A 7,717-nucleotide genomic window follows, 5' to 3' on the forward strand; every position below is an offset into this window, starting at 1 on the left:
CTCCAATATATTGATCAACTGGAGTATTTTTATTTGCATCATTTTTATCAAAAGGATTATCTTTATCACTAGGATTTAAATATCTTAAATAGTACCAAGATGAATCAACAAATGTATCCATAGTATCTGTTTCACGAATTCCTTTAACACCATTAGGAAGTATTACTTCTTTAAATGTTTGTGATGTTTCTAAAGGATTACCTCCTGTATCAAAATTTATATCTGTTGGAAGCTCTACAGGTAAATTTTCATCTAAATACATATTACCATCTTCTCCGTAAATAACAGGTATTGGAGTTCCCCAATATCTTTGTCTACTTATTAACCAATCATGTAATCTATAATTTACAGTAGCTTTTCCTTTACCCATATTTTCTAATTTTTTTATTATTTCAGATTTTGAATCCACATTGAATAAACCATCAAATTCTCCAGAATTAATCAGCGTTCCTTTACCTAAATATGCTTGACTTCCATCAAATTCAAATTCTGGATTTTTAGCCTTAATTACAGCTTTGGCGCTCAAATTATATTTTTTAGCAAATTTAAAATCTCTATCATCATGAGCAGGAACTGCCATTACAGCACCTGTACCATAATCCATTAAAACATAATTAGCTATATATAGAGGTATCATTTCAGAATTTATTGGATTTTTAACATAAAATCCTGTAAATATTCCATTTTTTTCTTTATCTTGTGCTTCTCTTGAAATTTTATCTTCATTTATCATTGCATCAACTTCATTTTTTAATTCAGGTTTTTCTTTTAATATAACACTTGAAACTAAATCATGTTCTGGTGCAAGACATATATATGTAACTCCATATATAGTATCTATTCTAGTAGTAAATACTGGTATTTCAATTTCTTTACCATCATATGTTAATGTAAAGTTTACTTGACTACCTTCAGATTTACCTATCCAGTTTTTTTGCATAGCTAAAACTTGTTCTGGCCAATGACCTTTTAATTCTTCATGACCTTTCAACAACTCTTCTGCATAATCTGTTATTTTAAAATACCATTGAGATAATTCTTTTTGTATAACATCAGTTTTACCATGACGCCAACATTTACCATCTTCAACTTGTTCATTTGCAAGTACAGTATGACAATCAGGGCACCAATTTACATAAGATTTTTTCTTGTAAACTAAACCTTTTTTATACATATCTATAAAGAATTTTTGATTAAATTTATAGTATTCTTTCTTATAAGTTGCTATTTCTCTATCCCAATCATAAGAAAGTCCCATTAATTTTAACTGTCTTTTCATATTTTCTATATTTTGTGCTGTCCATAAAGCAGGACTAGCGCCATTATCAATAGCAGCATTTTCAGCAGGAAGACCAAATGAATCCCATCCAAAAGGATGTATTACATTAAATCCTTTCATTTTTTTATATCTTGCAATAGCATCCCCTATAGTATAATTTCTCAAATGTCCTGCATGTAATTTCCCAGATGGATATGCAAACATTTCTAAAACATAGTATGTGTCTTTTCCTTCAACATTATTTAGACTTTTAAAAACTTTATTATCATTCCAAAGTTTTTGCCATTTTTCTTCTATATCTTTAAAAATATATTCTTTTTTCAAATTTAACACCTCTCTTATTTACTCATTTCAGATAATAAAATACCACCTGCGACAGATACATTTAATGAATTTATTTCTCCTTTTAAATGTATTTTTAATATTGAATCGCAACTTTCTCTCACTCTTTTTCTTAATCCTTTACCTTCACTACCTAATACTAGAACAACCTTATCTGGGTATTTTTCCTCATAGTAGTATTTATCACCATTAGCTTCTGCACCATACACAAAATATCCATATTTTTTCAATTTATCTATAGTATCAGCTATATTTACAACTTGTGAAATAGCCACATGTTCTATTGCACCAGTAGATGCTTTTACAACTGTTTCTGTAACTTTAACATTATTTCTATCTTGCATAATTATACTTTCTATTCCAAAACACTCGCATGAACGTATAATTGCTCCAAAATTCCTTGGATCTTGTATTTGATCTAAAACTACAATTATAGATTTATCTTTTGTAAGTTCTTTTGATAATAATTCTGCAAAATCAACATAATAATCATATTCTGAAATATATGCTACTACTCCTTGAGAATTATCATCTCTTTTATCTGTATAAAATATTTTTAAATTCCTTTTACTAGCTAAATCTAATATATTTTTAATATGTGATTTATTAATTCCTTTATATACTTCTAATTTTTCTATATTTGTGTCACTTTTCAAAATTTCAATAACAGGATTTATTCCTTTAATCTTTTCCATTATTCTCCATTCCATTGCTTACTTTAATATTTTTATTATACATCTTTTTTTCATTTTTTTCTAGTAATAAAAACAAAAAACAGAAGTTAAAAGAAACTTCTTTTAGATAACTTCTGTTTATAGTTAAATTTTTAAAATATATTTATATCTCCAACTAAATCCCTAATACTAATTTTTTGACTAGAATTATAGTCTTTTATAACATTTTTCAAACTTACTTTACCTAACACATCTTCACTATCAATAATATCAATTACACCATTAGTTTTAATATTAATATCACCAACTACATCTATAATATTTAAAAGTGAAACTTGTGGCATTTCTATTGATATATCTCCAACTAAATCAACAACATCCATATCTAACATATCTCTACTATATTCAATCACTACTTTTGAACTAGTTTTTCCAAAATTAAACCATTTTCTCCTTTTATTTGATATTTTTAAAGTTCCGTCAATATTTCTAATTTCTACATTATCACTTTTTATTATATTATCTCTACTTGATTTTTTTATTTCAATACTTCCAAAAAAATCTTCTACCACTATATTTTGTATAGGTAATACATCTTCACTTTTAACAACCTCATCCATTATTTTAAATCCATCATTAAAATATATTATTATACATCCTAAAAATAACATACATATTCCAATTAATATTTTACGCATCTTTACCATCTCCTATAACAACTTTTCCAACAACATTAAAAATAGACATATTCAAGTTTGATTCAGGAGAAATAGAAATATTCTTTTTAATTTTAACATTACCTCATATATTACTTTTATCCAAATTCACATCATCAGATAATATAAAATAAAATTTACCGACTATATTTTTTATTTCTATATTCCCAATTTCTGGTGTTTCCATCTTAAATCTAGCAACTATATTTTTTATATTAACATCTAAACTTTCTTCTGAATATTCAAGTTCCAATATAGATTTATACTTTTCACTAAAGAAAACTTTACCAATCTGAGAGACAATTAAATCTCCCTTTTCTTCATCATATTCAACTATACTTTCAATATTAGAATTTAATATTTTTAATCTATTTTCATTACCTTTAATTATTTTAATTTTACCAACAAAATTATTCAAATCAATTTTATCAAGTTTTTTTAGTTCCATATTAATATCTTCATATTTCATTTCATTTTTGTTATAAATCCAACTATAAATAGTAGATGTCATCATCAATAATATTTTAAAGAATATTTTTACAATTCCTTTAATTATAGAATAAAGAATTAATATTACCCCTGATATTATCAATACTGATGCCAAAATATCTATAATACTTAAATTATTACCAATATTTGATAAAATAGTTCCAATTAAAGAAAATCCTAGATAAAAAGGAACAGTTAAAATTGAAAATATTAGAGCAAATAACGAAATTAATAAAGCCCCTGCTACTACTATTCCTGTAAACACAAGTATAAGCATCGGTATAGTAATTGGTAAGCTAAATATTCCACCTATAGTTATTAAAAATAATTTAAACGAAGAAAATCCATTACCTTTTTTAATAACTCCATATTCAAGTAATATATCACTTGCAATTTTTTTAGGATTTATATCATCTGGTATTTCATCATCATCTCCAAGTCCTAAATCTTTAAAATATTCTTCATAAAACATAAATACAGAAGCTTTCTCATCATAAGGTAAATCCTTTATATATTTATCTAATTTTTGCATAAATTTTTTCTTAGTCATTATCATTCAACTCCTTTATAAAACTATCGATTTCTTCTTTTAAAACTATCCATTCTTCAATAAATTTATTAAGTTCTTTAATACCTTTATCAGTTATTTTATAATATTTCCTATTTCTACTTTGGAAATTTACATCATAAGTTTCTAAAAAATCTTTTTTCTGTAACCGTCTTAATACGGGATAAAGTGTTGATTCACTAATATTAACTCTCGATTGTATTTTTTGAGTTAATATATATCCGTACAAATCTTCTTTTTTCAAACTAGAAAGTACACAAAATTCTAAAATTTCACTTGTTATCTGCATATTATCACCTCACCAATATTATATATAATATAGTATTGTTTGTCAAGTAATATTGTAATAAAAAATACCTCTAGAGTTTTACACCCTAGAGGCACTATAAAATATATTTTTAGTTAGAAAATTAAACTTCTAACTTAATTCTTTCTATTTTAGCTCCAACCTTATTTAACTTATCTTCTAACTTATCATATCCTCTATCTATATGATAGATTCTACTTAATATAGTTTCTCCATCAGCTATAAGTCCTGCAACTACTAAAGCTGCACCTGCTCTTAAATCTGATGCCATTACATTAGTTCCATATAATTTATCTACACCCTCAACATTAGCTATACCATGTCTAATAGATATATTAGTTCCCATTCTATTAAATTCAGGAACATGCATAAATCTATTTTCAAACACAGTTTCTTCTACTTCACTATGACCTTTTATCATAGATAAAAGCAACATTGTTTGTGCTTGCATATCAGTTGGAAATCCAGGATGTGGCATAGTTACTATTCTTGTAGGTTTTAAATCTTCTACCTTACCTTTAACAGTTAATATATCACCATCTTTAATAAATTCAACTCCCATTGATTCAAGATTTTGTTTAAATACACCCAACTCTTCTATATTAGCATTTTTAATTTTTAACTCACCTTTCGTTAAAATTGAAGCTATAACATAAGTTCCAGCTTCTATTCTATCTGGCATTATACTATATTCTGTTGAATGTAATTTTTCTACTCCTTCTATTGTTATAGTATTAGTTCCAAGACCTTCTATTTTAGCTCCCATTTTAATTAAAAATTTACCTAAATCTACTACTTCTGGCTCTCTTGCAGCATTAATTATTCTTGTAGTTCCTGGTATTTTAACAGCTGCCATTAATATATTTTGTGTTGCTCCTACAGATGGAAAATTAAAGGCAATATCAGCACCTTTTAAATTTTCAGCAGATACATGAACATATCCTCTAATTTGAGTAATTTCAGCCCCTAATGCTTCAAAGCCTTTTAAATGTATATCTACTGGTCTTGAACCAATAGCACATCCTCCCGGTAGAGAAACTACAGATTCCTTTAAATTAGCTATCATAGGTCCCATAACTAAGAAAGAGGCCCTCATTTGTTTAACTATTTCATAACTTGCTTCATTTCTTTTAAACCCATTATTAATTATTTTATAGCTATTATCGCCTATTTTTGCTACTATTAATCCAAAATCTTCAAGCAACTGAAACAACACTCTTATATCTCTTAAATTTGGTACATTATTTAATATATACTCTCCTTTTTCAACAAGTGTTGCTATTACTATAGGAAGAGCTGCATTTTTAGCACCACTTACTTCTATTATTCCATTAAGTTCTCTTCCACCTTCTATTTTAAAACCTTCTACCACTGTTATTCCTCCTAATTTTCAAGTTTTTCAACTATAGGACATTTAGTCCCTGTTATTCTATCCAAAAAAGTTATTGGCTTATAGTAAGCTAGTAACTCTGGTAATTTTTCCTTTATTATATCATAATATTTTTTTGATATTTTTTTCCCCATTGATTTATAAAAAATTTCATCCAAACCTGCATTCAATATTCTCTCTTCAAATGAAAGTGGAACAGGATCATCTTTGGGATTTTTAAGCGCTTCTTTGGAAACAACAACAAGACCTATATCACCTATATATGAAAGTCCATCCACCATTTTACACGGTAATTTCATTTCTTGTGATAATCTTATATATTTCTTAATTTTACTTAAATCTGTATCCCTAGATATAATCATTTGACTTGCAATTTTTTTCATCACTGCTTTTTTTACTTCAGGATATATATATTTTTCAGAAAGCTCTTTTTTAGTTAAAGCAACAATAACTCTTTCTTTATATTCCCCTAAATAATTATTACGCTCAACTCTAGCTTTTGCTACTTTATCTTTCATTTTTTCTATTTTTTTTAACATATTATTTTCAAGTATCATAATAATTCTATAATATATATACAAATTAGTTAATTAAAAACATTAAATATATTAACTTAATTACTGTATACATAGCAAAAAGAACTCCACCTCTTTTCAATCCATTTATTCCTTCTGTTTTACTTAAAGCTATTAGTATTATAGCACAAGTTACAATATATATTAATAAATATTTTTCATTTAATCTAGCTGTTAATAATAACATCAAATCAAGCAAAAAATAAATCATTAATAAAACTCTAATCACAGTAGCTTTAACTTTAAAAATAGAGCATGTTATATTATACACTAAAAATAAAAAAAATAAGCTAAAAATTATAATAGTAGTAAAACTTAAAAATATATGGCTTATCACACCTATAAGTATAAAAATAATAAATAATAATAATTCTTTTCTATACTTATTAATAAATTCATTCATCTTCTTCTCCTATTTTAACACTTTCATATATTTTTTTTAATGTAGATTTCTCAACATGAGTATAAATCTCTGTTGTTTTTATACTAGCATGACCTAATATTTCTTGAACCATTCTAATATCCGCCCCATTTTCAAGTAATAAAGTAGCTGTAGAATGTCTAAATAAATGAGGATGTATTTTTTTTTCTATTCCAACATTTAATGCATGTTTATTTAAAACTTTCCAAAAATTTTCCCTTCTTATACCTGGAAATAATAAAAATGAACCTACACTTGATTTAAGCTGAGATCTATATACATTTATATACTCCTTTAATTCATTTTCAAGTTCAGGATATATAGGTATATATCTGTACTTACTTCCTTTACCAAAAACTTTAACAAATTCAAAATCAGTATTTTCTACATTTTTAATTTCTAAATTTAATATTTCAGAAATTCTAGCACCTGTTGCTATTAGCATTTTACATATCATTTGATTCCGTCTATTTTCTGGAGTATGATCAAAACTATTTATTATTTTTTTTATTTCTTCAAGAGTTAAAATTTCTGGAAGTCTTTTTTCTTTATTTAAATTTTTTATCTTATTACTCGGATCTTTATCTATTAATTTTTCCATATAACAAAATTTAAATAAAGACTTTATACAGCTAACTTTACGTATAACTGTATTATATACATATTTTCCCTTTAAATATTCAATATATTCATATATATCTTCAGTATTAACTTCTTTAATATTTTTATCTATATATTCAAAAAAATTTCTTAAATCTATGTTATAACTCTTAATTGTATTGTCTGAATTTCCCTTTTCAAACTTTAAATAATCTAAAAAAGCTTTTATTTCAACCATATTATTTCATCATTTCCCTAACTATTATTTTACTTGCTTCAGTAATATTATCTCCTGATAGTATTCTTGCAATTTCATTAACTCTTTCATCACTATTTAAATATTTAATTTTAGTATT

9 protein-coding genes are annotated in these 7,717 nt (G+C 25.5%); all 9 read right to left on the bottom strand.

All coding sequences use genetic code 11. The features are described 5' to 3' along the window. Positions 1–1,603 (bottom strand): leucine--tRNA ligase (gene leuS, locus ACWYO2_RS03915; RefSeq protein ID WP_455515191.1); only part of this gene is annotated, 1,603 nt, incomplete at its 3' end. Between the two features lie 14 nt (positions 1,604–1,617). After that, on the bottom strand, positions 1,618–2,316 hold the full coding sequence (gene rlmB, locus ACWYO2_RS03920; protein ID WP_455515192.1) for a 23S rRNA (guanosine(2251)-2'-O)-methyltransferase RlmB: 699 nt from the start codon (positions 2,314–2,316) through the stop codon (positions 1,618–1,620). A gap of 131 nt (positions 2,317–2,447) precedes the next feature. Next, a complete protein-coding gene (locus ACWYO2_RS03925; RefSeq protein WP_455515193.1) occupies positions 2,448–2,993 on the bottom strand; it encodes a hypothetical protein in 546 nt (181 codons plus the stop codon). Between the two features lie 103 nt (positions 2,994–3,096). Continuing rightward, a complete protein-coding gene (locus ACWYO2_RS03930) occupies positions 3,097–4,050 on the bottom strand; it encodes a DUF1700 domain-containing protein (RefSeq protein ID WP_455515194.1) in 954 nt (317 codons plus the stop codon). Beyond that, on the bottom strand, positions 4,043–4,357 hold the full coding sequence (locus tag ACWYO2_RS03935; RefSeq protein ID WP_455515195.1) for a PadR family transcriptional regulator: 315 nt from the start codon (positions 4,355–4,357) through the stop codon (positions 4,043–4,045). The genes ACWYO2_RS03930 and ACWYO2_RS03935 overlap by 8 nt, the downstream gene beginning before the upstream one ends. Positions 4,358–4,478: 121 nt before the next feature. Further along, on the bottom strand, positions 4,479–5,747 hold the full coding sequence (murA, locus tag ACWYO2_RS03940) for a UDP-N-acetylglucosamine 1-carboxyvinyltransferase (protein WP_455515196.1): 1,269 nt from the start codon (positions 5,745–5,747) through the stop codon (positions 4,479–4,481). 11 nt (positions 5,748–5,758) lie between these two features. After that, positions 5,759–6,322, bottom strand: a complete 564-nt coding sequence (locus tag ACWYO2_RS03945; RefSeq protein WP_455515197.1) for a DUF1694 domain-containing protein — start codon at positions 6,320–6,322, stop codon at positions 5,759–5,761. Positions 6,323–6,347: 25 nt separating this feature from the next. After that, the gene (locus ACWYO2_RS03950; RefSeq protein ID WP_455515198.1) at positions 6,348–6,743 is read right to left on the bottom strand and encodes a hypothetical protein; all 396 of its coding nucleotides are present in this window, start codon (positions 6,741–6,743) and stop codon (positions 6,348–6,350) included. Further along, entirely contained in the window at positions 6,736–7,599 is an 864-nt protein-coding gene (locus tag ACWYO2_RS03955; protein WP_455515199.1) for a tyrosine-type recombinase/integrase, read from the bottom strand. Before ACWYO2_RS03955 ends, ACWYO2_RS03950 begins: the two co-directional genes overlap by 8 nt. Positions 7,600–7,717: the final 118 nt, after the last annotated feature.

The organism is Pseudostreptobacillus sp. (assembly GCF_977040545.1).

Bases quoted from the DNA above. Each gene is read 5' to 3' on its own strand.
- rlmB (WP_455515192.1), bottom strand. From the start codon at position 2,316: ATGGAAAAGATTAAAGGAATAAATCCTGTTATTGAAATTTTGAAAAGT.
- ACWYO2_RS03925 (WP_455515193.1), bottom strand. From the start codon at position 2,993: ATGCGTAAAATATTAATTGGAATATGTATGTTATTTTTAGGATGTATA.
- ACWYO2_RS03930 (WP_455515194.1), bottom strand. From the start codon at position 4,050: ATGACTAAGAAAAAATTTATGCAAAAATTAGATAAATATATAAAGGAT.
- ACWYO2_RS03935 (WP_455515195.1), bottom strand. From the start codon at position 4,357: ATGCAGATAACAAGTGAAATTTTAGAATTTTGTGTACTTTCTAGTTTG.
- ACWYO2_RS03945 (WP_455515197.1), bottom strand. From the start codon at position 6,322: ATGATACTTGAAAATAATATGTTAAAAAAAATAGAAAAAATGAAAGAT.
- ACWYO2_RS03950 (WP_455515198.1), bottom strand. From the start codon at position 6,743: ATGAATGAATTTATTAATAAGTATAGAAAAGAATTATTATTATTTATT.
- ACWYO2_RS03955 (WP_455515199.1), bottom strand. From the start codon at position 7,599: ATGGTTGAAATAAAAGCTTTTTTAGATTATTTAAAGTTTGAAAAGGGA.